The following is a 21,171-nucleotide window of genomic DNA, read 5'->3' as shown; positions in this document are numbered from 1 at the left end:
GCCAGCGGTGGCGGTCCAGCCCGCAGCGGTGGCGGCAACGCCAGCGCGCCACGTAACGGCGCCAATCCTTCGCAACATCGTTCCGGTGGTCGCGGCCGTTAATTCGGGTCGAGCCAGCCGTGCCATGAAAACCGCCTTCGGGCGGTTTTTTATTGCCTTATAATTTGCGCATGCCCAAATTTGCCGCCAATTTGTCGATGTTGTTCACCGACCTGCCCTTCCTCGACCGCTTTGGCGCCGCCCGCGCGGCCGGCTTCAAGGCGGTCGAATTCCTGTTTCCGTATGCCTGGCCCGCCGAACAGATCGCCGCGCAATTACGCGCGCATGGCCTGCGACTGGTGCTGTTCAACCTGCCCCCGGGCGACTGGGACGCCGGCGAACGCGGCATGGCCTGCCATCCCGACCGAGGCGACGAGTTCCGCGCCAGCGTGGCCGCCGCGCGCGACTACGCGCTGGCGCTGAACGTGAAGCAAGTGCACTGCATGGCCGGCAAAATTCCACCGGGCCTGGCGCCGGAGACCGCGCACGCCACCTGCCTGGCCAATCTGCGCTACGCGGCCGACCTGCTGGCGCCGCATGGCATCAACCTGCTGATCGAGCCGATCAACCATTTCGACATGCCCGGCTACCTGCTGGGCCGCAGCGCCGAGGCGCTGGCCGTCATCGCCGCAGCCGGCCGCCCCAACCTGTTGCTGCAATACGACGTCTATCACATGCAGCGCATGGAAGGCGAATTGAGCAACACCATCCGCGCCAACCTGGCCCGCATCGGCCACGTACAAATAGCCGATACGCCGGGCCGCCACGAGCCGGGCACCGGCGAAATCAATTACCGCCACCTGTTTGCGCTGCTCGACGAACTCGGTTACGACGGCTGGATCGGCTGCGAATACCACCCCGCCGCCGGCACCCTGTCCGGTCTGGGCTGGATTACCGAACTCAACTAAGGTAACGGCACTGCCTGGTCTGAGCAGTCGCAACACCGTGCATCAAACGCAGGGCAACAATGGTCCTCATTTCCTTGAGGAGTGCCCATGAATTCACTTCGTTTGACGATCCACACCTTGCTGGTCGCGTGCCTGCTGGCGATGTTTGCCATGCTCGGCGGTTGCGCCAGCAGCACCCCGCGCATGGCCGAAGTACGCGCCTTTGCCGCCGACGCCCCCAAGCTCAACGCCTACCACGAACTGACCGAACGGTACCGCAATGCCTATGAGCGCCAGCAACCGTTCCTGGCGCCAACCGCCGACGCCCGCGAACGCGCGCTCGACGCCAGCCGCCAGCAGGCCAGCGACGATTTCCGCCGCATCGACGACGTGGTGCAAGCGTATATGCAGGCGCTCGGCGCACTGGCCGGCGACCGCCAGTACGACTTGCGCGACCCGCTCAAGGTGGTCGGCACCGGCATCAAGGCCTGGTCCGACACCGGCCTGGAAGACCGCCACGTCAACGCCTTTACCGGGCTGACCCGGATCATCTCGCGCGCGGTCACGGCGCCGATGCAGGAGCGCGCCGTCAACGACCTGATGCGCGACGCCGGCGAACCGGTGCAGCAATTGCTCGACGCCATGCGTAACCTGCTGCGGCTGTACGACCGCTCCAACGATAACGAGCAGCGCATCGTGCTCGGCATGATGGAGATGGAAATTGCGTACCTGGACGCCAACCGCGACCGCTTGCTGATCGCGCTGACCAGGTCGCTGCAACAGGAAAAAAAGGCCGAATACCGCCTGGTCGGCCTGCGCCACACGCTGGCGCGCAAGAACCTGGACCTGATCGAACAGCGCCACCGCGCGCTGGTCGAGAGCCTGCCGCAGCCTTGACACCGGAGAACCATGATGAACCTGCCACCACGCAGCAGTACCCAGCTCGACCTCGAAGCGCTGGCCGACAGCCTGTCCGCCAGCGCCGACGCCCTCCATGCACGCCTGATGCGAGCGATCCGCCAGTCGGCGCCGGAGATCAACCAGCCGGCCATCAGCCAGGCGGCCGCGCAAGCGCTGTTCGAAAACGAGGTGATCCTGCGCCAGCGCGCCAACGGCCTGTACCTGGAGGCAGCCACCCTGGCCGCCGCCGGGCTTGGCGGCATGCAGCAGCAATTGCTGAACCTGGCCGCACAGGCCCAGGAGAAGATACGCAAGATCGACAAGATCAAGGATTTGATTGCGTTGACCGGCGAGTTGCTGTCGCTGGCGGCGGCAGTGGCCAGCGGTGCGCCGGAAAAGCTGGTGGCGCCCTATGAAAAGCTCAAGGCGCGGGTCGAATCGCTGTGACGGCAGGCATCACCAGTGTCACTGCCACGGCTGGCTGCGGATGCGCGCGACCTGCCGCTGGGCCAGCAAGCGCCATAGCTGCAGGGCAGCGTCCTGCGACAGCGCGGTCATCACGCGCGGATCGGCCAGCGCCAGCTCGCAATCGCGGTCCGACCACTCGGCAAACCGCACGGCGCCACCGCAAGACACTTCCATTTCATACATCAGGCCGTCGTCATAACCGAAACGCAGCACGGCGCTGCCAGGCTCGCCATCGGCAGTGACTGCTTTGCCGCTATAGACTTCGGCCAGCGCATCGGCCATTTGCGCCTCGGACGGCGCTTGCAAGTCGCGCCCGTCCGGGCGGGTGAGCACTACCCATGCCTGAGTCATCGCCGCACCTCCCCGGTTTGTCTGCCGATTGTAGCAACGAATGTCGGGAAAGCTGCGGTTGCTGAGGCCCGAGTGTCAGATAAGCAACAGGGCGAGCAGGCCCCTCAGACCGGTACCGGGCGCGAGGTGGGGTCGAAATCGCGCCAGTCGCCGGCGGCAATCGTGCCCTCCGCGCGTTCGAGATTGCTGGCGCCCAGGCCACGCAACACGTCCAGCGCCTGCTGCTCGCGGGCCTGGTCGGCCACCGCGACAGCGATCATCATGCCGGATTTACGCGGTGGTATCATGTTTTCCTGGCCGTCGCGCCCCTCTTCCGGCTCGCCGGCATCCTTCATTTTCGACAGCGAAAACAGCGAACCGACATGGGCGCCCACCAGCGCCCCGACTACCGGGCCGAGCGGACCGGCGATCGGGATCGCCGCGCTGCCGGCAACGGCGCCAGCCACCGCGCCACCGGCGCCGCCCTGCACCACCCCCTCGTCGCTTTCCTTGGCGCCCGGCGATTTATCGTGGTCGCCACCGAGCTCGTGCACATCGTGCTGGCCCTGCGGATTGACATAAAACGCGCTGATATCCTCGTCGGCAAAGCCCGCGGCTTGCAAGGCGGCGCGGGCCGTGGCGATCTCGTCCTGGATCTGGAATTGTCCTGCGATGATGTGGCTCATGCTGTTCTCCCCGTAGTCGGTCCGCAAGCGGCATGGCAGCAATATGCGCCCGCGACCACAAGGAGTCGGTGCGCAGCCGCACCGTGTTTTGAGAACCAGCGCTTAGTGCAGGTTGAAGCTGTAGCTGATCTCGCCCGGTTTAAGCTGCACCGGTGGTGGCGGTGGTGGCGGCGTCATCCACTGGCGCGGATCGACGCGGTAATACTTGAGGAACTCGGCAAACAGCTCGCCGTGGTGCTCGGCCATCTGGTACGGCTTTTCATAAAAGGTTTCGGTGGCAACGGCAAAGAATTCAGCCGGGTTGGTGGCGCCGTACGGGTTCATCACGGTCTCTTGCCGGTACATGGCGCGCATGCGCAGGCTGTCGAAATTGCGTTGTAAAATCTCCGACCACTCGCGGTAGCTGGCCGGGTTGCCGAGGTAAGGGGCGCCGTTGGCGCGGCCCGACTCGCTGTCGAGCTGGTGGGCAAATTCGTGCAGCACCACGTTGTGGCCGTCGGTCCAGTCGCCGGCGCCGCGCTGCACGTCGTCCCATGACAGCACCACGCGGCCATCGTCCCATGATTCGCCCAGCATGCTCTGGCGACCAGGCGTGACCACGCCGCCGGGGCCGATTTCGGCCCGTTGCGCGACGAATTCGGAAGGATAGACCAGCACCGTATGCAAGGCCGGATACACCTTGGTGTGGCGGTTGAGGAGCAACATGCAGGCCTGGCCAGCGATAGTGACGGCGATTTCGTCGGTCATCTCCAACCCTTCGCAGCCGACAAACTTTTTTTGATGCAGGAATTGCACGACCAGCTTTTGCAATTGCTGCTGCAATTCGAGCGGCATGCGGTGATAGACGGGTATGGTTCGCTGCAATATCGCCAGCGCGTCGGCGGGCAGCGGACGGGCCAGCACGCGGCGCAGGCGCCAGCGCGGAAAAGCGAGGGGGAGCGCGATGGCCAGCAGCGTGAGGACAATCCAGATCAGGGCTTCCATGTACAGCGCATCCGTAAAAGTTCAGTGATGCTTAAGTGAGGACACTTGTCCCTCTTTCAATACACGGGCAATACAAACATTCCGAAATGCAAAAAGCCGGGCAAGCCCGGCTTTTCGATGTGTCCGCCGAATTACTCGGCAGCTTTTTGCTGCGATGGCGCCGAGCCGAACAGCGCAGCAACCAGCGGGTCACGCATGACTGGGCCACGGTTGACGCGGATGGCGTAGTGGGTATCGTCGGCCAGGATGTGGAAGTGGCGGCCGCTGCCGGCCATGGCTTGCTCGCGCAGGCCTGGACGTTCCTTGCGCGGTGGCGCGCCTTCGCGCTTCGGCTGGACGATGGCGGCCAGGAAAGCGGCAACGCGTTCCGGGTCCGGCGTCAGCTGGTACACCGCCTTGCCCAGGTAGGTGGCGGTGCCTTCGACGTAGCGGGCCAGTTCGATGACACCGGCTTCGCGCAGGTCGCGGATGTATTTACGGGCGCCGGACGGCGAGAACTTGAGGAACCAGGCGATTTCGTCGGCCAGCATTTCGTGCATCGACAGCTCGGCGATGAGCTTTTGCATGTTTTCAATGCGACGCAGGGTGGCGGAAGTGGAACGCACGCGCTCGATCGAGGCCATGGACAGGCCGGGTTTGCGGTCCAGTGGCACCGGACGCTCCAACAGCTTGCTGGTGGTCGATTGCATGTCGAGCGACGCTTTCATTTCATTCTGAACCAGGGTTTGGGGTTGTGCGTGCATGTGTACACTCCTTAATAACAAATTGCCGAGATTGGTTTTGCCGGGATATTGGCCGCAGTGCCTGTATGGTTGGGATCCGACTGGGATCGAACGCTACAGTCTCTGCATCTGACGCTAGAATGCCTTTTTGCAGCGCACCGGTCTGTGCGGCAACGAACATTAGTGGCGAAACCCGAACAATGTAGATAGGACCCCCTCCTTTTCGGGAAGTTGCATGGTTTGCCCGATCAAATTCATAATCTGTGTCGAATTTGATACAGCACAATCTTTTGTGCGCTAGCGTACTGAACGAACTGACTATTTTGCTTAAAGTTCGGTCCTAGCAGCGGTGAACAAAACACAGCTGATCACGTAACATCGAAATATCCTTCATTAATCGGGAGCTTACCTTGAATAAAACTAAGAAAATCGCCCTCGCCGCAGCAGCACTGTGTGCGTCGTTCTCCGTCATGGCTCAAGAGCCGGTCATCAACCCATCGTGGTATGTCCAGCCTAGCGTCAGCGGCTTCAAGCCTGACAGCGACTTCGGCGTCGATCGCCGCGGCCCGGGCGGTGGCCTGAAGTTCGGTAAGGCAGTCAACGAAAACTGGGACGTTCAAATGGGCGGCACCTACGCCCGTTCGAAAGACGACGGCAACCGTTACCAGCAACAGACCCTGGGCGTAGATGGCCTGTACCTGTTCTCCCGTAAGTCGTTCCGTCCATTCATCCTGGTCGGCGCCGGTGTACAGCGCGACAAGCTGGCCCTGGCCGGTCAAAACGAAATCTCCAAGAACTCGCCGTACCTGAGCGCTGGTCTGGGTTTCCAGGCAGACATGAACGAACGCACCACGTTCCAGGCTGACATCCGCAACGTGCACGGCTTCCTGCGTGACGACGTGTACCCATCGGACAAGAGCAACAACCTGTACCTGACCGTCGGCGTGAACTTCGCCTTCGCAGCGCCACCGCGCCCAGCACCACCGCCACCACCGGCACCAGTCGTGGCAGAACCACCACCGCCGCCACCAGCACCAATGCCACCACCGCCACCACCGCCAGTGCGCATGGAAAAAGTGACGATGTCGGCGACCGAAATGTTCGGTTTCGACAGCGCCAAGCTGAACCCGAACCAGCCTAAGCTGGACGAGATCGCTACCCTGCTGAACAACAACCCGACCATCAACGATGTCACCATCGCCGGTTACACCGACCGCCTGGGTTCGGAAAAGTACAACCTGAAACTGTCGGAACGTCGTGCTGTGTCCGTCAAGGAATACCTGGTTGGTAAAGGCGTTGCAGCCAACCGCCTGACCGCCGAAGGCCGTGGCGAAGCGAACCCTGTTGTCAACTGCGATAACAAGCGCAAAGCTGACCTGATCAAGTGCCTGGAGCCTAACCGTCGCGTCGAGGTGGAACAAATCACCATCGAACGTCGCGTGAACTAAGTCACTCGGAAGAGCCCCGCAACTTCGGTTGCGGGGCTTTTTTTTTTAACTATGAGAAAAAGAGATATCTTTTCGGTGCTGAAATGCACCGTCTCCGAATGGTTTTCGCACCGTGCCGGCAGCATGGGCGCGGCGCTGGCGTTCTACACCCTGTTTTCGATGGCGCCAATCCTGGTGCTGGTGCTGGCCATTGCCGGCTGGTTTTACGGACCGCAGGCGGCGCAAGGCGAACTCTTTGCCCAGCTCAACGGCCTGGTCGGCCAGCAAGGTGCGGAAGCGATTCAGCTGGTGCTGGCCGGCGCCAAGAACAAGGAAGAAGGCCAGCTGGCCACCATCATCGCCTTCCTGCTGCTGATCTTTGGCGCCACCACCGTGTTTGCCGAACTCAAATCCAGCCTGGACGTGATCTGGCAAGTGCCGCCTGTCACCACCAGCACCGCGTGGGACGTGGTCCGTACCCGCTTGCTGTCGTTCGGCATGGTGCTGGTGCTGGCATTCCTGCTGATGGTGTCGCTGGTGGTCAGCGCGGTGTTGACGATCATCCAGAAATACTGGGACCGGATCTGGGTCGATGCCGGCGAGGCGCTCACCGGCATCAATTACGCCATCAGCTTCCTGGTGATTGCCGCGCTGTTCGGGGTGATCTTCAAGATGCTGCCACGGGTGAAATTGTCGTGGCAGGATGTGAGCATCGGCGCGCTGGGCACTGCCGCCCTGTTCACGCTGGGCAAATTTGCCATCGGCGCGTATATCGGCAATAGCGGCGTGGCCAGCAGCTATGGCGCGGCCGGCTCGGTGATCGCGCTGCTGCTGTGGGTGTACTACTCGGCGCAGATCTTTTTCCTGGGCGCGGAATTTGCCCGGCAATATGCGCTGCAGCTCGGCAGTTTGCGCTCGCAACCCGCAGTGCAAACCGGGGTCGGCCCCGGTACCGGGTCCGACCCCACGCTCTGACCGGGTGGCGGGGTTACTCCCCGAGTAACTCCGCCACCACTTCCATTCCCTCCACCCGCTCGGCCACGACCTTGACGATCACGATCACCGGTACGCCCAGCAGCAAGCCCCATACGCCCCACAACCAGCCCCAGAACAGCAGACTGACGAACACGGCAGCGGCGTTCATGCGGGCGAAGCGGCCTGTCATCCAGGTGGTGATGATGGTGCCGACCAAGGTCGCGATCGCCAGCGACGTGCCCATCACCAGCACGCTCATCTGGATCGATTCGAATTGCAGCAACGCCACCAGGCCGGTGGCCAGCATGATCAGCAAGGGTCCGAAATACGGCATCAGGTGCAACAAGCCGGCCACGATGGCCCAGGCGCCGGCGTTTTCCAGGCCAATCCAGCGCAGCGCAATCCACATCATCACCGCCAGCATGCCGTTGGTGACCAACAGCATCAGCATGTACTTCTGGATCGAGGTGTTGATGTCTTCTAGGATATGCACCGTGATCTTTTTCTTCGACAGCGACGGCCCGGTGAGCTTGACCAGCTTGCGCTTGAAGGTGTCGCCCGACAGCAGCAGGAAAAACACCAGGAAGATCACCATGGTGGCCTGGCTGAGAAAACCCATCAGGCCCATCGAACCGGCCCACACCCAGTTCATCAGGGGAAACTCGGGCGATGTCGCCGGGATCGCCTTGCGCGCTGCGCGCCGTTCCTGGGCGCCGGCGGTGGCCTGCTGCAGCTCGGTGGCTACTGCCTGGATGCGCTGCAAGGCGCTAGAGCTGCCATGCAGGCGCTCTTCCACTATCTTCGACAGCTTGTGGCCAGCGCTGGGCAATTCTTCCACGATGGCTTCGAACTCGCCGTGCAGCTTGTCCACCACCATGGCCGAGCCAGCGACGATAGCAGCCGTGATCAAGGTGGCAGCAATCGCGCGCGGCACGCGCCGGCGCGTCATCCAGCCCATCAGGGGACTCAAGGTATAACTGATCAGGATGCCCAGCAGGAGCGGGACCAGGAAATTACGCGACCACTGCAAGGCCCAGACAAAGGCGACCGTGGCGATGATGCCCAGCGCGACACCGCGGGCATTGACATGAATGGGGAAACGCTGGAGGACGCCGGGTTCGGCTTCGGTACTGGTGACCGGGCTCGCTGTCAGTGTGGCGGGCGCGGCGGGTGCGGCGGGAGGAATATCTGCGGGCTGCTGGCTCATGATGACTCACAATGTAATTACGGCGCGACACACCGAAGCATGCCGCGCCGATCGCGTTCGCCCTGCTGCGAGGGCGAACCAGCGAAATCCAGCGGAATTACTTCACGCGGATGTCGTTCTTGACGGACGAAACGCCTTTGACGCCGCGCGCCACTTCGCCAGCTTTGCCGATGTCGGCAGGCTGTGCCACGAAGCCGCTCAGCTGCACGGTGCCCTTGAAGGTTTCCACGTTGATTTCGGTGGTTTTCAGGGTAGGCTCATTGAAGATCGCCGCTTTGACCTTGGTGGTGATTACGGAATCATCGACGAACTCGCCGGTGCCTTCTTTGGTCGCGGTCGAAGCGCAACCAGCAGTAGCCAGCAGCGAAACGGTGAACAGTGCAGTAGCGATTTTGTGGGCGATTTTCATGGTGGTTCTCCTTGGTGTTTTGATCGAATCAGTTTGTCAGCCGAGCGGCGCCGTTACTTTTGGTCAGGTCGTCGCTGCTGCCGATGGAGACGTTTTACGCGCTTCATGGCAAGTACTCTGTACGGTATCGTACACACGCTGGATTTTGGCAAAGTCACCACATTTATTTCGGGTAATTCCTTGGTGCGGAAGCGCACAGACCGCCAGCGTTGGGTTGATTATTCTGGACTCATTACTTTCAGGAGGACAACATGAATTCCCAACGCACCCTTGCCGCTGTCGTACTTGCCGCCACCGCCGTACTGAGCGGCTGCGCCACCAGCAACCAGAATCCGGGCTACGGCCAGCAGACCGGCTACCAGAATGAAGCGGCCAGCTACGGCACCATCGAATCGATCCAGGTCAAGACCGTGCAAGGCAAGAGCAACGGCGTTGGCGCCGTCGCTGGCGGCCTGGTTGGCGCCCTGCTGGGCAACCAGGTCGGTTCGGGCAATGGCCGTGCGGCAGCCACCGTGGCCGGCGCCGTTGCTGGCGGCGTCGTGGGCAACAATGTCGAGAACAACCGCAACGCACCGCGCGACGAATACCAGATCAGCGTGCGCATGGACAATGGCGACTACCGCCTGGTGAACCAGGACAGCGTGTACGACCTGCGCGTGGGCAACCGCGTACGCCTGATCGACGGCCGCCTGTACCGTTATTAATTCCCGATATTGATTCGAGCTTCAAAATCGCGCTTCACCCGTCATTCATACATTCATAAAATAAGGGGAATTCCATGGGCACCATCATTCTGATCATCCTGGTCCTGTTACTGGTGGGCGCCTTGCCTACCTGGCCGCACAGCCGCAGCTGGGGGTATGCGCCCAGCGGCATCACCGGCCTGCTGGTCGTGATCCTGCTGATCATGCTGCTGACCGGTCGCCTGTAAGGCACGGGGCGCCGCCATGAAGACTTTCCAGACCCTGACCTGCGGCGCCGTGCTGGCCCTGTCCTGCGCGGCGTTTGCCGCGCAGGCACAAGACAACACGCCGCCGCAAAACGTCAAGTTGCAGCAGCAGGAAATCGCCAACGGCGATCCGGCCCGCTGGCACCGCGAAGACATCACCCCGGCGCAGAAAGAGCGCACCCTGCGCAAGGAAATCGGCGCCGCGCTGGCCGAAGCCAGGCAGGCCTGCGCCAAGGGGCCTGCCGCCGAGCGCGCCAGCTGCCTGAAGCAGGCGCAGGACACCTACCGCCACGACATGGCCAACGTGACGGCCGTGCTCGCCGAAAACGCCAAACAACCCTGATTGTGCATGCTTGTAAAGCATTCGGGCCCGTGAACGGTTATCGCTCACGGGCCCGATGGTTTTGGCTGCGGTGCCAGCTTAAGTCGTGGAGCGCTTGCGCTTGAGCAACCAAGCCACCCCAACACCGGCCAGCGCCGCCACGCCCAGCACCGGCTTGATCAGGCGTTTGCGCGCCAGAAACGAGCCGACCGTGATGGCGTAGGGCATCAGCGCCTTGTAGTTGAAGTTGCTCAACCCGCCGGGCTGCATCAAGCCGCCCAGGCGCGCCTGCGCCAGACTGACGGCGTGGTCCATCGCGCCGTGCATCAGCGCGTCGGGCCGCAGGGCTTGCGCTACCAGTGCCTTGGCGTGGACCACCTTGATGCGATACAGCTCGCCCTCGCGGATCACGCGCTGGATATCGGCCGCGACCGGATCATGTGACTGTTTGCTCATCTGCTCTCCTTACATCAACATGTCGCGGTCGGACTTGAGCTCGGCCATGGTGGCTGGCATCGACAGCTTGCCGGCATTGATCAGGCCACGCGCGTACAGGATCAAGCCTATCGCCAGCACCAGGAAGAACCCGGCCAGGATCGGCAGGATGAGCCAGCCCAGCGTACTCCACGCCAGGTAACCCACCATGACCGTAATGCACGCCAACGCAAAACAGCCGGCCACCAGCGCGACGGCAAACGCCACCACCAGTTGCAGCAGGTGATTACGCACCTGCGACAACTCGAGGGCAGCGAGTTCCAGCCGCGTCAGCAGCAGGCCCATGCTGTTGCGGGCGATGTTGCCCAGCGACGCAATCAGGCCAGGCGGACGGTTCATTTCGTCAGCTTGCGCCATCGCTTACTTACGGCCGATGATCACGCCAACCAGCAAGCCGATACTGGCCGCTGCGGCGATCGAACGCCATGGGTTTTCCTTGACGTAGGCGTCAGCCTGCTTGGCGGCTTCCTTGCTGGCGGCCAGGGCGCTGATTTGCGCTTCGTGGGCCTTGGCCAGGGCGGAGTCCAGCGCGCGCATGCCACGGCCACGCAGTTCGTCGGCTTTTTCGCCGGTCAGTGCGGTGGCGGCGGTGAACAATGCTTGAGCATCCTTGACCAGAGTTTTCACGTCGTTATTCACGGTGCTGATATTTTGTTCCAACATAATGATGCTCCTGTTATGGTTTTGAGAAGTGAAAACTGTACAACAAATTGTCAAACTGGCCTAATCGATTATTCAAGCAGATCGCGCATATCGTCCGCGTGTTCTTCTTCCACGGCCATGATGCTGATCAAAAGATGGCGCGTCGTCGGGTCGGTATCGCCGATTTGCTCGATCATTTGACGATAAGACTCGATGGCAACGCGCTCCGCGATCAGGTTAGCCTTGATCATCGATTGCACGTCGTCCGATGCATCATACTCGGCATGGCTGCGTGCGAGCAACGTTGCAGGATTGAAATCAGGCTCGCCGTTGAGCTGAACGATGCGCTCGGCCAGCGAATCGGCGTGTTCCTGTTCCTGGGTGGCATGCTCCAGGAACTCGGCCTTGATCGGGCCGTTTTGCAAGCCGCTGACCGTGTAGTAGTGGCGCTTGTAGCGCATAACGCAGACCAGCTCGGTAGCCAGCGCGTCGTTGAGCATTTTGATGACTGCTTCGCGGTCGCCCTTGTAACCGGACGTTACCGGGCCGTCCAGCATGTTGCGTGCTGCTTCACGGATAGCTTCACGATCGATGCCTGCCGGATGGGTGGGGTTGGATTCAGCCATGATAAATAGTCCTTTTCAATGAATTATTGGATTAACGACGGTTGGTGATCGGTGCGCCGTTTTGCGACAGCACGATTTCCACGCGGCGATTCAGTTGACGGCTGGCAGCGTCGTTGTTGCCGGCCACCGGGTAGGCGGCGCCGTAGCCCTTGGTGGAGATCTTGTTGGCTGGTACGCCCATGCCGACCAGGGCCTGGCGCACGGCATCGGCGCGGCGCTGCGACAGGTCGAGGTTGTGCGACGAGCTGCCGGTCGAATCGGTGAAGCCTTCGATCAGCACCATGCTTTTCGGTTCCTGGGCCAGCACGTCGGCCAGTTTTTGCGCGGTGCGCATGCCTTCGGCGCTCAGTTCGGCCTTGTCCACGTTGAACAGCACGTCGTTGAGCGTGATCACCAGACCGCGATCGGTCTGCTTGGCTTGCAGATCGTTCAGTTGCTGCTGCAATGCTGCGGCCTTGGCTTGCTCGTCGCGGGCGGAGGCTGCGGCCGTGTCGGCCTGCTGGCGCGCTGCATCGGCGTCTGCCTTGGCGCGATCGGCAGCCATGCGGGCCTTGTCGGCTTCGGCGGTGCGCGCTTCCAGGCGCACTTCGTCACGCTGGCGGCCGGCTTGCGCCACGTTGGCTTCGGCCTGGCGCTGCTTGGTCACTTCCTGGGCGGTGGCGATCTTCTGCTTGGCGATATAGGCCAGCTTGTCGATGTCGGCCAGGCTTTCGCGCTGGGCGGCAGCGGCGTTAGCGCGGTCGAGCGCGTCTGCGGCGGCCTTGAATTCCACCGGTGCGCTGGCAGCAACGGCAGGGTTGCTCTGGGCGGCGACGAAGTCACCGCGTGCACCGTCGAGCTCGCTGGTGGTGATCGGCGCGCTGCTGCATGCGGACAGGACGATTGCCACGGCAACGGCGGCAGGCAGGATGCGCAGCTTGGTCATGAATTTGGTAGGGATCATATCGGGCTCCAGTTTTTATTGTTGTTGGGTGTTGGCGCGCGCAGCTTCTTCGCGCAGGACGCGGATGCTTTGCTGCAGCTCGTCCGCAGCGGCGGTAGCCTTGGCCGAGTTGGCCTTGCTTTGCGCCAGCTGGGCGTCGGCCTGCGCTTGCGCGGCGAGGTCCTGGGCCAGCTTGTAGTCCTTGGCGGCCAGCGCCTGGTTGGCGCGCATCATCTTTTCACGGGCCGATTTCATCTCTTCCGGCGCCAGGTCGGCAGCGCCGGCCGAGGTGGCGTTGGCGACAGCAGCGCGCGAGACGGCGACGTCGGCAGTAGCCGGGGTCTTCTCGCTGGCGCACGCTGCCAGGCCCAACAGCGCCAGAGCGCCGCAGATTACTTTGACTTTATGCTGAACTGTGTTCATTTATTGTTCTCCTTGTGAAAATATTGAACTGACAAGTAACGTTATAGGCGCATGCCCTGGCTCGCTCAGTTCGGTGCCGCACATAGGGCCGACACCCCGCTGCCGGTACGCGCCGTACGTGCGCTGGCGCACCCGGACAGGCCGCCCACGCGGTCCTGTGTAGAATGTGGCAACCTGCCAGCTCCCTACTTTCACGATGCCTCCTGCCCTGCTCCGCCGCCGCTCCGTTCGTGTTGTCCTCGTGGTGGCCGGGGCAGGCATGCTTGCCGCCGCCGCCGCCGCGATCGCGCTGGCCACCTACGACTGGAACAGCGCGCGGCCGTGGATCAGCCAGCGCATCGGCGCGGCCATCGACCGGCCGTTTGCGATCCGTGGCTCGCTCACGCTGGCCTGGCGCCAGCAGGGCGCCGGCGCCGACCTTGCCCGGCCCGACTCCTGGCGCGACTATCTACCGTTGCCGCACCTGGTGGCGCGCGACGTCCATATCGGCCAGCCGGCGTCGATCAAGGCCGGCGGCGAGTTTGCCAGCGTGGGCCAGTTCGCCTTCGCGGTGGAACTGCTGCCGCTGCTGCGCCAGCGCATCGTGGTGCCGCTGCTGCGCTTCGACCAGCCGCAACTGTGGCTGCTGCGCGATGAAGCGGGCCGCAACAACTGGACTTTTCACAAGGACGACCAGCAGCCCTCGTGGCAGCTGGCGGTGCAGCGCGTGGTGCTGGCGCGCGGCATCGTCAACTACCGCGACGCGTCCACCCATGTCGATGCGGTGGCCACGGTCGACACCCTGGCCAATGACAGGCTGTACGGCGTGGCGTGGACGCTCAAGGGCAAGTGGAACGAGCAGGCCATCAGCGGCAGCGGCAAGTCGGGCGCCGTGCTGGGCTTGCAGGAACACGCCGCGCCCTACCCGCTGGCAGCCACCCTCGACGTGGGGGGCACCCGCATTGCCGCCGAGGGCACGCTCACCCGCCCCGCCGCCCTCACCGCGCTCGACCTGAAACTCAACATGTCCGGCCCCAGCATGGCGCGCCTGTACGGCATCACCGGCGTGCTGCTGCCCGAGACGCCGCCGTTTACCACCGAGGGACGGCTCACCGGCAGCATCGACCGCGCCGGCAGCCACTGGCGCTACCAGGACTTTACCGGCCGCGTGGGCAGCAGCGACATTGCCGGCACGCTCGATTACCGCTCGGCCACGCCGCGCCCGCTGCTGACCGGCACGGTGACCTCGACCCTGCTGCAATTGTCCGACCTGGGGCCGCTGGTGGGCGCCGACTCCAACGCCAGCCGCGAGGCGCGCGGGGTGGAAACCGTCCAGCCGCGCAACAAGGTGCTGCCGGTGGAAGCGTTCCGCAAAGACCGCTGGACCACGCTCGACGCCGACGTCAAGCTGCAAGCGCAGCGCATCACGCGCGGCCAGGGCCTGCCGGTGCAAAACGTCGAAACCCTGCTGCACATGAAAGATGGCGTGCTGTCGCTCAAGCCGCTCAACTTCGATATCGCCGGCGGGCGATTCGCGTCGAATATCGTGCTCGACGGCAGCGGCAAGGTCGATCCGCGCGCCATCCGCGCCGAGCTCAAGGCCGACCTGCGCCGACTGCAACTCAAGCAGCTGTTCCCCGACATCAACGGCATGCGCGCCACCGTGGGCGAGGTCAATGCCGACGTGGCGTTGACCGCCAGCGGCAACTCCGTGGCCGATTTGCTCGGTTCGTCCAATGGCGACTTCAAGGGCGCGGTCAGCGGCGGCAGCGTGAGCAAGCTGATGCTCGAGGAAATGGGACTGAACCTCGGCAGCGTGGTGGTCACGCGCCTGTTCGGCGACGAGCAGGTCAAGCTCAACTGCCTGGTGGCCGATTTCGGCGTACGTGACGGCCTGATGCGTTCGCGCCTGTTCGTGGTGGACACGGCCGAAGCGGTCATCAATGCCAGCGGCACCGTCAACCTGGCCAACGAAAAGCTCGACCTTACGCTCAAGCCTGATGCGAAGAGCATGCGCATCCTGTCGCTGCGCTCGCCGATTTACGTGCGCGGCACCTTCAAGGATACCGAGGTAACCATCGACAAGGGCAGCATGGCGCTGCGCGCCGGCGGCGCCGTGGCGCTGGCCCTGGTGGCCCCGGTGGCCGCCATCGCGCCGCTGGTGTCCACCGGGTCCGGCCCGACGCCGGCCACGCAATGCCAGGCGCTGCTGGCACGCGGTCCCGGACCAGGCAAGCGAGCGGGAAAATAGGGTAACAAGGGTAACAAGGTGTTTCAAGGTGCGCTGCCGAACGGAGATTCGATTCGGCAAGAAGTATTCTTCAGTCATCGGTGCGGATGAGACCGCGCCTTCATGAGCGACCTGAGGAGAAAACAATGAATACGATCAAACGTGTTGCTTCGGCAGCTGCAGTAGTGGTGGCAACCCTGAGCCTGACGGCTTGCGCCGGCATGTCCAACCAGGACCGTAACACGGCCGTGGGCGCCGGTGTTGGCGCAGTGGCCGGCTCGGTGCTGACCGGCGGCAGCGCTGTGGGCGCAGTGGGCGGCGCGGCAGTGGGTGGCGTGATCGGCAACCAGGTACAAAAGCCGTCGCGTTAATCACCGACAAACCACGAGATCCGTCATTCCCGCGCAGGCAGGAATGACGGATTTTATTTTGGCGGCAGCTTGATCAAACAAATACGTTGGAAATGCCGATCAGTCCCTCGTCCTTCACCAGCTCGTAGCAGCGGCACGACACCGCCTCCAGCCCTGCTGCATCGAGGATCTCGATATTGCCGCGGCTATAGGAAATCAGTTTCTGGTTCTGCAAGGCGCTGGCCGCCTTGGTCACGCCCACCCGCCGCACACCGAGCGCGTGGGCCAGGAACTCGTGGGTCAGGTGGAATTTATCGGACTGCAAGCGGTCACGGGTAATCAACAGCGAGCGCGCCAGGCGCGCCTCGAGCACGTGGAAGCGGCTGCAGACAGCGATCTGGATCGCCTGCGCCAGCAAGGTATCGGTATAGCGGTGCAGCAGGCGCTGCAACGGCTCCGTGCGCGCGTACACCAGGCGAAATTCGGCAGCATCGATGCGCACGGCACGACCGGCCCGTTGTACCACGGCGCGTACCTGCGCCATTTCGTGACCGAGCACCACCGGTGCGCCGATCATGCCTTCGCGGCCCACGGAACCGACCTCGAGCGTCATGCGCCCCTCAGCGACGGCCAGCAGCGACAACAGGCAATCGATGGGGAAATACACGTGACGCACGGTCTGGCCCGGCTCGTAAAGTACATCGCCCACTTCGACCTTTACCGTTTCCCCCAGCCGCGCCAGTTCGCCTTGCTCATCGTCGGGCAAACTGGACAATAAACGATTAACCAGCGCGCGCGCTGGGCTCCTGTCGTCTTCGGCAAGGTGGTTGTGATGGGTATGCATGGGGCTTAGCGTAACGGCAATGATTTGGGTCGTATGTACGCTGACGCACGGAAGCAAAGCCGGCCCGACGAGACAATGTGCGGTGCTGCACATTGACGCAAATGAGCTGCAATAGAACAGGCAAAAACAACACCTGTACAGCACCTGTACCACCACCTGAACAACACCATAAGTCACCAACAAGAAACCAAGGAACCGTCATGACACCACCTGTCCACTCCACCAAGCCTGCCCTGCACCCGATGCTGCTGATCGCGGCGATTGCGGTGATCCTGTTCTGCGCGGTCGGCACCGCCGCCATCATGGGCTGGCTGCCCAAGTCCAACGCCAATGCGGACTTGCCGCCGGCCGTGGCCGGCCAACTGGCGCCGGGCGAGCCAGCCAATGCGCAAGCCGCGGCGCAAGCGGCGCCGCTGCAGCTGGCCTCGGCCAACCTGCCAGCGCGCGAAGCCGATCGCGGCTACGACCGCGCGCCGGAGCAGGCTCCCGACCGATTACCGGCAGCGGCGCCAGCACAGCAAGCGGCTGCCGTCTGCAACAGCTGCGGCGTGGTCGAGTCGGTGCGCACCATCGAGCATCGCCCGCAAGGCAGTGGCGTCGGTGCGGCCGGCGGCGCCATCCTGGGCGGCATCCTCGGTAACCAGGTCGGTGGCGGCCATGGCCGTCAACTGGCGACAGTGGCAGGCGCGGTGGGCGGCGCCGTGGCCGGCAACCAGATCGAAGGCCATATCAAGACCACCCACAGCTGGCAAGTGACGGTGCGCCTCGATAACGGCAAAAAACGTACCTTCAATTACAACTCGCAACCAGCATGGCGCGAGGGTAATGACGTGCGTATCGTCGACGGCAAGCTGCGTTCGGCAAATTAATTGCAGATTAATGTGCTTTTAAGATAGCAGTGGGCCATTTACGTGGGGCAGCGTACAGAAGACTGGGCTGTATAGAAAGATAATAGATTCCAAGATACGAACGAAACAGTTCGACATCGCTTCGATGCCCACTGCGGACGTCACAACATTACTAAAGGAGAGAATCATGCTCTATACCATCGCTGTAGTTCTGCTTATCCTGTGGCTGCTGGGCCTGGTCACCTCGTACACCATCGGCGGTTTCATCCACGTGCTGCTGGTTGTTGCCATCATCATGATTCTGCTGCGCCTGATCAGCGGTCGCGGCGTCTAGTACGTCACCCGCTTAGAATGAGCGGCGCCCCACCTGACGGTGGTGCGCCGCTTTTTTTATTCTGAAAGGATCACCATGAAGCACATCGCGATCATGCTCACCGCCCTGGCTGCCTTGTCGGCCAACGCCCAAACGGCACCGACCATCAAGCCAGGCACCTGGGAGACCAGCAGCAAGGTCTCCAGCGCCGACGTCCAGACCAGTGCTGCGCTGGACATGGCCATGCAACAGCTGGGCAATTTGCCGCCGGCGCAAAAGGCCCAGATGGATGCTTTCCTGGCCAAGAACGGCGTCTCCTCGCCCGCCGTGAGTCGCGACGGCGCCATTGCCGTGCGCGCCTGCGTTACGCCCGAGATGGCGGCCAGGAAGGAATTGCCGTTGAATCAGAAAGGTGAGTGCACGTCCACCAGCACGCCGATTGCCAGCGGCTACGATGTGGCGTTCTCGTGCAAGAATCCGGCCTCGAGCGGACGCGGAACCGTGAAGTTTGTGGACGACAAAAATTACACGATGGCGATGGATGTGAGCACGACTGCCACCGGCAGCCAGCAAGACGTCAAGATCAACTCGACCGGCAGGTGGATTTCCTCGACCTGCCCGGCCAAGCCTTAAAAGGAATGGCGTAAGCCGACATTGATCGCGTGGTCGCCACGGCCACGCGTGGTGGCGGTGCCAACGCCGTAGCCGGCGCCGTTGCGGTTCTTGATCTTGGCCAGCGCGGCGTAAAAATCGGTACGCTTGGACATCGAGTAGCTGGCGCCCACGGCCAGCTGGTCGGCGTCGCGGTTGGCCAGGCCCTGGTCGTCCTTGCGGATGTACGAGGCCAGCAAGGTGGTGGCGCCCATTGGCACCGAGACGCCGAACAGGGCGTCGCGGCTGCGGTCGGTGGGCAGGGTTTGCGCCATGGCGCCGTACGGATTGGACATGTCCCAGTGGTTGCTGCCCTCGCCCCGGCTGTGGCCGTAGGCGGCATAGCCGACCGCGCCGCCGAAATCGACATTGGCGGCGATCAGCGAGTTGCGCGCCGACTGGTCCACCGCCGGCGTGGTGCCGGTGGCGTCGAGCATATTGTTCTTGCGCTGGTGGCTGATGCTGACGTTGACCGGCCCCTTGGCATAGCCGATGGTGGCGCCATACGCGCGGTTGATCTTGCTGTTGAACTGCGACTCGCCTAAGCTGTAAATGACCGAGCCGATCAGGCCACTGCGGCTGCGCGGCGACTGGTACTTGATCGAATTATCGTAACGCTTGGTGGTATAACCGACCAGGTTGCCCGCATTGCCGGCCATGCCGCCATGGAAGGGATCGGCCACGTCGGTCAGCGCTTCGTACACCAGGTTGTACTGGCGGCCCATGGTGACCATGCCCAGCGGGCCGTCGAGACCGACGAAAGCCTGGCGGCCGAACAGCTTGCCCTCGTGCTCGTTGACGCCGGTGTCGTTCTTCACCCCCGCTTCCAGCGTGTACACGGCCGAAGTGCCACCACCCAGCGCTTCGCGGCCACGAATGCCGAGGCGCGAACCGGAAGCGATACCGCTGTCGAGGCGGGAGCGGGCGCAGTCGCCCTGGCAACCGCGCTCGACCACTACACCGGCATCGAGCAGACCATACACCTCGACCGGCGACGTTTGCGCCGCGACGGTCAGGGGCGCAATCAGGGACAGCGCAAGGATAGTCGGTTTCATGATGAGCGATGAAAGAGTGGATTAGTAAGTTCATAATAGGCCGGGCATGTCGATCGTTCTGTGCGGACCGCCACGTAAGCCAGCACTTCGACCGTTAGTTGGTTTATAGTGGAATTTCATCATGTGAAAGGCCACCGCCATGCATGCGCACTTGCACTCGCACTACGACAGCAAACGATGCACACCCGAACAGGCACTCGACTGGTTGAATGATGGCGACACCATCATCGTGCCCACCGGCGCCGGCGAACCGCCGTCCCTGCTGCATGCGCTGTCGGCCCAGCGCACCCGCTTTCGCGACATCAAGGTGGCGCAAATCCTGGCGATGCGCAAATACGGCTACTTCGATTGCGATACGGTTCAGCACGTGCGCCACGTGGCGCTGTTCTTCGGCGGCGCCTCGCGCGCGGCGGGGCAAGCCGGCTGGGCCGATTTCGTGCCTGCCTATTTTTCCGAACTTCCCAGCCTGATCGAGCGCGACCTGGTGCCGGCCGACGTGGTGTTCTCGCTGGCTTCGCCGATGGACGAATACGGCAATTTCGCGCTGAGCCTGGGCGCCGACTACACCATGGCCGCCATCCTCAAGGCGCGCGTGATCGTGCTGGAAGTCAATCCCAACGTGCCCACCGCGCACGGCAACTGCATCGTCCACATCTCGCAGATCACCGCGCTGGTGGAAAGCAACGAGCCGGTGATCGAAGTGGGCCTGCCTGCGATCGGCCCGGTGCAGGAGGCGATCGGTAAACTGGTGGCCGACCTGATCGACGACGGCTCCACCCTGCAGATCGGCTACGGCGGCATTCCCGACGCAGTGGTGATGCAGCTCACCAGCAAGAAAGACCTGGGCATCCACACCGAGATGATCGGCGACGGCATCTTGAAACTGGTGGAATGCGGCGCGGTCAACAACAGCCGCAAGACCTTCATGCCGGGCAAGATGGTGGCGACGTTTGCGCTCGGCTCGCGCAAGCTCTACGACTTCATGCACGACAACCCGATGCTGGAAATGCACCCGGTCAATTTCACCAACGATCCCTACCTGGCCGGTCAAAACGCCAACATGGTGGCGATCAACGCCAGCCTGCAAGTCGATTTGCTGGGCCAGTGCGGCTCCGAAAGCCTGGCCCACCTGCCCTATTCCGGCACCGGCGGCCAGGTCGATTTCGTCCGTGCGGCCAACCGCTCGCGCGGCGGCAAGGCCTTTATCGTGCTGCCGTCCACCGCCAAGGCCGGCACCGTGTCGCGCATCGTGCCCATGCTTACGCCCGGCACCCATGTCACTACCGGCAAGAACGACGTCAACTACGTGGTGACCGAGTACGGCGTGGCCCAACTGCGCGGCAAGACCGCCCACCAGCGCGCCGAGGCATTGATTGCCATCGCCCACCCGGACTTTCGCCACGAATTGCGCCAGGCCGCGCACAAGATTATGTTGTGTTGACGCAACCGAATTCCTTTCACCTCAGAAACTAGCGTTCGAGAACGTAC

At 62.8% G+C, this 21,171-nt stretch carries 28 protein-coding genes; 14 read left to right on the top strand and 14 right to left on the bottom strand.

Features of this window, described 5'->3' with window-relative positions:
- Window positions 1-170 precede the first annotated feature (170 nt).
- From hyi to DUPY_RS07075, 3 genes are all read left to right on the top strand, one after another.
- Window positions 171-947 carry a hydroxypyruvate isomerase gene (gene hyi / locus DUPY_RS07085; RefSeq protein ID WP_070247132.1) on the top strand — a complete coding sequence of 259 codons (777 nt, stop codon included), beginning with the start codon at window positions 171-173 and terminating at the stop codon, window positions 945-947.
- Window positions 948-1,034: 87 nt separating this feature from the next.
- Window positions 1,035-1,823, top strand: coding sequence for a hypothetical protein (locus DUPY_RS07080; protein WP_070247125.1), 789 nt, complete (start codon window positions 1,035-1,037; stop codon window positions 1,821-1,823).
- A gap of 15 nt (window positions 1,824-1,838) precedes the next feature.
- Window positions 1,839-2,273 (top strand): hypothetical protein, encoded by a 435-nt coding sequence (locus tag DUPY_RS07075; protein WP_070247124.1) that lies wholly within the window; start codon window positions 1,839-1,841, stop codon window positions 2,271-2,273.
- A gap of 18 nt (window positions 2,274-2,291) precedes the next feature.
- Here the strand turns inward: DUPY_RS07075 and DUPY_RS07070 are convergent, their stop codons facing one another.
- The 4 genes from DUPY_RS07070 to DUPY_RS07055 all read right to left on the bottom strand — a co-directional run bounded on the left by DUPY_RS07070 (window position 2,292) and on the right by DUPY_RS07055 (window position 5,037).
- Window positions 2,292-2,645, bottom strand: coding sequence for a hypothetical protein (locus DUPY_RS07070; RefSeq protein ID WP_070247123.1), 354 nt, complete (start codon window positions 2,643-2,645; stop codon window positions 2,292-2,294).
- A 104-nt stretch (window positions 2,646-2,749) separates the two neighbouring features.
- Window positions 2,750-3,310: a hypothetical protein gene (locus DUPY_RS07065; protein ID WP_070247122.1), complete on the bottom strand. Its 561-nt coding sequence runs from the start codon at window positions 3,308-3,310 to the stop codon at window positions 2,750-2,752.
- A 102-nt stretch (window positions 3,311-3,412) separates the two neighbouring features.
- A complete protein-coding gene (locus DUPY_RS07060) occupies window positions 3,413-4,294 on the bottom strand; it encodes a M90 family metallopeptidase (protein WP_070247121.1) in 882 nt (293 codons plus the stop codon).
- 131 nt (window positions 4,295-4,425) lie between these two features.
- A complete protein-coding gene (locus tag DUPY_RS07055) occupies window positions 4,426-5,037 on the bottom strand; it encodes a winged helix-turn-helix domain-containing protein (protein ID WP_026637310.1) in 612 nt (203 codons plus the stop codon).
- A gap of 389 nt (window positions 5,038-5,426) precedes the next feature.
- Here DUPY_RS07055 and DUPY_RS07050 point away from each other — a divergent pair, with 389 nt between their 5' ends.
- Together DUPY_RS07050 and DUPY_RS07045 are read left to right on the top strand one after the other, a co-directional pair.
- Window positions 5,427-6,464, top strand: a complete 1,038-nt coding sequence (locus tag DUPY_RS07050; RefSeq protein ID WP_071651594.1) for an OmpA family protein — start codon at window positions 5,427-5,429, stop codon at window positions 6,462-6,464.
- A gap of 51 nt (window positions 6,465-6,515) precedes the next feature.
- Window positions 6,516-7,418 (top strand): YihY/virulence factor BrkB family protein, encoded by a 903-nt coding sequence (locus DUPY_RS07045; protein ID WP_070247119.1) that lies wholly within the window; start codon window positions 6,516-6,518, stop codon window positions 7,416-7,418.
- 13 nt (window positions 7,419-7,431) lie between these two features.
- On the opposite strand, the gene DUPY_RS07040 is transcribed toward DUPY_RS07045, so the two are convergent.
- Window positions 7,432-8,625 (bottom strand): AI-2E family transporter, encoded by a 1,194-nt coding sequence (locus tag DUPY_RS07040; RefSeq protein WP_229255267.1) that lies wholly within the window; start codon window positions 8,623-8,625, stop codon window positions 7,432-7,434.
- Between the two features lie 97 nt (window positions 8,626-8,722).
- Entirely contained in the window at window positions 8,723-9,034 is a 312-nt protein-coding gene (locus tag DUPY_RS07035; RefSeq protein WP_070247118.1) for a BON domain-containing protein, read from the bottom strand.
- Window positions 9,035-9,285: 251 nt separating this feature from the next.
- Here DUPY_RS07035 and DUPY_RS07030 point away from each other — a divergent pair, with 251 nt between their 5' ends.
- From DUPY_RS07030 to DUPY_RS07020, 3 genes are all read left to right on the top strand, one after another.
- On the top strand, window positions 9,286-9,738 hold the full coding sequence (locus DUPY_RS07030) for an outer membrane lipoprotein (RefSeq protein WP_070247117.1): 453 nt from the start codon (window positions 9,286-9,288) through the stop codon (window positions 9,736-9,738).
- A 74-nt stretch (window positions 9,739-9,812) separates the two neighbouring features.
- Entirely contained in the window at window positions 9,813-9,965 is a 153-nt protein-coding gene (locus DUPY_RS07025; protein WP_070247116.1) for a DUF3309 family protein, read from the top strand.
- A gap of 16 nt (window positions 9,966-9,981) precedes the next feature.
- Window positions 9,982-10,326: a hypothetical protein gene (locus DUPY_RS07020; RefSeq protein ID WP_070247115.1), complete on the top strand. Its 345-nt coding sequence runs from the start codon at window positions 9,982-9,984 to the stop codon at window positions 10,324-10,326.
- A gap of 78 nt (window positions 10,327-10,404) precedes the next feature.
- Here the strand turns inward: DUPY_RS07020 and DUPY_RS07015 are convergent, their stop codons facing one another.
- The 6 genes from DUPY_RS07015 to DUPY_RS06990 all read right to left on the bottom strand — a co-directional run bounded on the left by DUPY_RS07015 (window position 10,405) and on the right by DUPY_RS06990 (window position 13,413).
- A complete protein-coding gene (locus DUPY_RS07015) occupies window positions 10,405-10,761 on the bottom strand; it encodes a hypothetical protein (protein ID WP_070247114.1) in 357 nt (118 codons plus the stop codon).
- A 9-nt stretch (window positions 10,762-10,770) separates the two neighbouring features.
- A complete protein-coding gene (locus DUPY_RS07010) occupies window positions 10,771-11,139 on the bottom strand; it encodes a phage holin family protein (RefSeq protein WP_070247130.1) in 369 nt (122 codons plus the stop codon).
- Window positions 11,140-11,160: 21 nt separating this feature from the next.
- Entirely contained in the window at window positions 11,161-11,463 is a 303-nt protein-coding gene (locus tag DUPY_RS07005; protein ID WP_070247113.1) for an ElaB/YgaM/YqjD family protein, read from the bottom strand.
- Between the two features lie 68 nt (window positions 11,464-11,531).
- Window positions 11,532-12,068 (bottom strand): ferritin-like domain-containing protein, encoded by a 537-nt coding sequence (locus tag DUPY_RS07000; RefSeq protein ID WP_070247112.1) that lies wholly within the window; start codon window positions 12,066-12,068, stop codon window positions 11,532-11,534.
- 31 nt (window positions 12,069-12,099) lie between these two features.
- On the bottom strand, window positions 12,100-13,011 hold the full coding sequence (locus DUPY_RS06995; RefSeq protein WP_084640578.1) for an OmpA family protein: 912 nt from the start codon (window positions 13,009-13,011) through the stop codon (window positions 12,100-12,102).
- Between the two features lie 15 nt (window positions 13,012-13,026).
- A complete protein-coding gene (locus DUPY_RS06990; protein ID WP_070247111.1) occupies window positions 13,027-13,413 on the bottom strand; it encodes a DUF4398 domain-containing protein in 387 nt (128 codons plus the stop codon).
- Between the two features lie 259 nt (window positions 13,414-13,672).
- On the opposite strand from DUPY_RS06990, the gene DUPY_RS06985 reads away from it, so the two are divergent.
- Complete coding sequence (locus DUPY_RS06985) at window positions 13,673-15,643, top strand: AsmA family protein (protein ID WP_084640577.1); 1,971 nt, start codon at window positions 13,673-13,675, stop codon at window positions 15,641-15,643.
- A gap of 125 nt (window positions 15,644-15,768) precedes the next feature.
- Entirely contained in the window at window positions 15,769-15,993 is a 225-nt protein-coding gene (locus tag DUPY_RS06980; protein WP_070247109.1) for a YMGG-like glycine zipper-containing protein, read from the top strand.
- A gap of 73 nt (window positions 15,994-16,066) precedes the next feature.
- Here the strand turns inward: DUPY_RS06980 and DUPY_RS06975 are convergent, their stop codons facing one another.
- Window positions 16,067-16,816, bottom strand: coding sequence for a Crp/Fnr family transcriptional regulator (locus tag DUPY_RS06975; protein ID WP_070247108.1), 750 nt, complete (start codon window positions 16,814-16,816; stop codon window positions 16,067-16,069).
- A 200-nt stretch (window positions 16,817-17,016) separates the two neighbouring features.
- Between DUPY_RS06975 and DUPY_RS06970 the strand changes: the two genes are divergently transcribed.
- From DUPY_RS06970 to DUPY_RS06965, 3 genes are all read left to right on the top strand, one after another.
- The gene (locus tag DUPY_RS06970) at window positions 17,017-17,685 is read left to right on the top strand and encodes a glycine zipper 2TM domain-containing protein (RefSeq protein WP_070247107.1); all 669 of its coding nucleotides are present in this window, start codon (window positions 17,017-17,019) and stop codon (window positions 17,683-17,685) included.
- Window positions 17,686-17,851: 166 nt separating this feature from the next.
- Window positions 17,852-17,998 (top strand): lmo0937 family membrane protein, encoded by a 147-nt coding sequence (locus DUPY_RS27780; protein ID WP_141749448.1) that lies wholly within the window; start codon window positions 17,852-17,854, stop codon window positions 17,996-17,998.
- Window positions 17,999-18,073: 75 nt separating this feature from the next.
- Window positions 18,074-18,610 carry a DUF3617 domain-containing protein gene (locus tag DUPY_RS06965; RefSeq protein ID WP_070247106.1) on the top strand — a complete coding sequence of 179 codons (537 nt, stop codon included), beginning with the start codon at window positions 18,074-18,076 and terminating at the stop codon, window positions 18,608-18,610.
- On the opposite strand, the gene DUPY_RS06960 is transcribed toward DUPY_RS06965, so the two are convergent.
- Complete coding sequence (locus DUPY_RS06960) at window positions 18,607-19,683, bottom strand: porin (RefSeq protein ID WP_070247105.1); 1,077 nt, start codon at window positions 19,681-19,683, stop codon at window positions 18,607-18,609. The two genes, DUPY_RS06965 and DUPY_RS06960, sit on opposite strands and share 4 nt — an antisense overlap.
- A gap of 139 nt (window positions 19,684-19,822) precedes the next feature.
- Between DUPY_RS06960 and DUPY_RS06955 the strand changes: the two genes are divergently transcribed.
- On the top strand, window positions 19,823-21,124 hold the full coding sequence (locus DUPY_RS06955) for an acetyl-CoA hydrolase/transferase family protein (RefSeq protein WP_070247104.1): 1,302 nt from the start codon (window positions 19,823-19,825) through the stop codon (window positions 21,122-21,124).
- Window positions 21,125-21,171 lie beyond the last annotated feature (47 nt).

It is taken from the genome of Duganella phyllosphaerae (assembly GCF_001758785.1).
Classification (GTDB): Bacteria; Pseudomonadota; Gammaproteobacteria; order Burkholderiales; family Burkholderiaceae_D; genus Rugamonas; species Rugamonas phyllosphaerae.
The sequence above is the reverse complement of the archived record's forward strand: the minus strand, read 5'-3'. Positions and strand labels throughout refer to the sequence as shown.

Bases quoted from the DNA above. Each gene is read 5' to 3' on its own strand.
- hyi (WP_070247132.1), top strand. From the start codon at position 171: ATGCCCAAATTTGCCGCCAATTTGTCGATGTTGTTCACCGACCTGCCC.
- DUPY_RS07080 (WP_070247125.1), top strand. From the start codon at position 1,035: ATGAATTCACTTCGTTTGACGATCCACACCTTGCTGGTCGCGTGCCTG.
- DUPY_RS07075 (WP_070247124.1), top strand. From the start codon at position 1,839: ATGAACCTGCCACCACGCAGCAGTACCCAGCTCGACCTCGAAGCGCTG.
- DUPY_RS07070 (WP_070247123.1), bottom strand. From the start codon at position 2,645: ATGACTCAGGCATGGGTAGTGCTCACCCGCCCGGACGGGCGCGACTTG.
- DUPY_RS07065 (WP_070247122.1), bottom strand. From the start codon at position 3,310: ATGAGCCACATCATCGCAGGACAATTCCAGATCCAGGACGAGATCGCC.
- DUPY_RS07060 (WP_070247121.1), bottom strand. From the start codon at position 4,294: ATGGAAGCCCTGATCTGGATTGTCCTCACGCTGCTGGCCATCGCGCTC.
- DUPY_RS07055 (WP_026637310.1), bottom strand. From the start codon at position 5,037: ATGCACGCACAACCCCAAACCCTGGTTCAGAATGAAATGAAAGCGTCG.
- DUPY_RS07045 (WP_070247119.1), top strand. From the start codon at position 6,516: ATGAGAAAAAGAGATATCTTTTCGGTGCTGAAATGCACCGTCTCCGAA.
- DUPY_RS07040 (WP_229255267.1), bottom strand. From the start codon at position 8,625: ATGAGCCAGCAGCCCGCAGATATTCCTCCCGCCGCACCCGCCGCGCCC.
- DUPY_RS07035 (WP_070247118.1), bottom strand. From the start codon at position 9,034: ATGAAAATCGCCCACAAAATCGCTACTGCACTGTTCACCGTTTCGCTG.
- DUPY_RS07030 (WP_070247117.1), top strand. From the start codon at position 9,286: ATGAATTCCCAACGCACCCTTGCCGCTGTCGTACTTGCCGCCACCGCC.
- DUPY_RS07025 (WP_070247116.1), top strand. From the start codon at position 9,813: ATGGGCACCATCATTCTGATCATCCTGGTCCTGTTACTGGTGGGCGCC.
- DUPY_RS07020 (WP_070247115.1), top strand. From the start codon at position 9,982: ATGAAGACTTTCCAGACCCTGACCTGCGGCGCCGTGCTGGCCCTGTCC.
- DUPY_RS07015 (WP_070247114.1), bottom strand. From the start codon at position 10,761: ATGAGCAAACAGTCACATGATCCGGTCGCGGCCGATATCCAGCGCGTG.
- DUPY_RS07010 (WP_070247130.1), bottom strand. From the start codon at position 11,139: ATGAACCGTCCGCCTGGCCTGATTGCGTCGCTGGGCAACATCGCCCGC.
- DUPY_RS07005 (WP_070247113.1), bottom strand. From the start codon at position 11,463: ATGTTGGAACAAAATATCAGCACCGTGAATAACGACGTGAAAACTCTG.
- DUPY_RS07000 (WP_070247112.1), bottom strand. From the start codon at position 12,068: ATGGCTGAATCCAACCCCACCCATCCGGCAGGCATCGATCGTGAAGCT.
- DUPY_RS06995 (WP_084640578.1), bottom strand. From the start codon at position 13,011: ATGATCCCTACCAAATTCATGACCAAGCTGCGCATCCTGCCTGCCGCC.
- DUPY_RS06990 (WP_070247111.1), bottom strand. From the start codon at position 13,413: ATGAACACAGTTCAGCATAAAGTCAAAGTAATCTGCGGCGCTCTGGCG.
- DUPY_RS06985 (WP_084640577.1), top strand. From the start codon at position 13,673: ATGCTTGCCGCCGCCGCCGCCGCGATCGCGCTGGCCACCTACGACTGG.
- DUPY_RS06980 (WP_070247109.1), top strand. From the start codon at position 15,769: ATGAATACGATCAAACGTGTTGCTTCGGCAGCTGCAGTAGTGGTGGCA.
- DUPY_RS06975 (WP_070247108.1), bottom strand. From the start codon at position 16,816: ATGCATACCCATCACAACCACCTTGCCGAAGACGACAGGAGCCCAGCG.
- DUPY_RS06970 (WP_070247107.1), top strand. From the start codon at position 17,017: ATGACACCACCTGTCCACTCCACCAAGCCTGCCCTGCACCCGATGCTG.
- DUPY_RS27780 (WP_141749448.1), top strand. From the start codon at position 17,852: ATGCTCTATACCATCGCTGTAGTTCTGCTTATCCTGTGGCTGCTGGGC.
- DUPY_RS06965 (WP_070247106.1), top strand. From the start codon at position 18,074: ATGAAGCACATCGCGATCATGCTCACCGCCCTGGCTGCCTTGTCGGCC.
- DUPY_RS06960 (WP_070247105.1), bottom strand. From the start codon at position 19,683: ATGAAACCGACTATCCTTGCGCTGTCCCTGATTGCGCCCCTGACCGTC.
- DUPY_RS06955 (WP_070247104.1), top strand. From the start codon at position 19,823: ATGCATGCGCACTTGCACTCGCACTACGACAGCAAACGATGCACACCC.